The organism is Paraburkholderia sp. SIMBA_054 (assembly GCF_046534875.1).
Classification (GTDB): domain Bacteria; phylum Pseudomonadota; class Gammaproteobacteria; order Burkholderiales; family Burkholderiaceae; genus Paraburkholderia; species Paraburkholderia hospita.
Genome location: NZ_JAWRXV010000766.1, coordinates 1 through 272, shown reverse-complemented (window position 1 = coordinate 272; position 272 = coordinate 1). Strand labels below are relative to the sequence as shown.

The following is a 272-nucleotide window of genomic DNA, read 5'->3' as shown; positions in this document are numbered from 1 at the left end:
ATCGAAAAACGTTCGCGCAACGCGAGCACGATGCCGTCGAGCCGCTCGTCGCCGGGATGGCCTGCCGGCATCACGAGATGCGCGCTGAGCGCGTTGCCGGTGGTGGACAGCGCCCAGATGTGCAGATCGTGCACGTCCTCGACACCGGGCTGATCGGCGAGATAGTCGCGGATGCGCTCGACATCGACGCCCGAGGGCACCGCATTGAGCGCGAGGCGCACCGAGTCGCGCAACAGACCCCACGTACCGTAGACGACAACCGCGACCACGAG

At 66.9% G+C, this 272-nt stretch carries 1 pseudogene; it reads right to left on the bottom strand.

Features of this window, described 5'->3' with window-relative positions:
* Positions 1-272, bottom strand: a pseudogene (locus SB822_RS57170) (cation transporter); the annotation flags it as partial.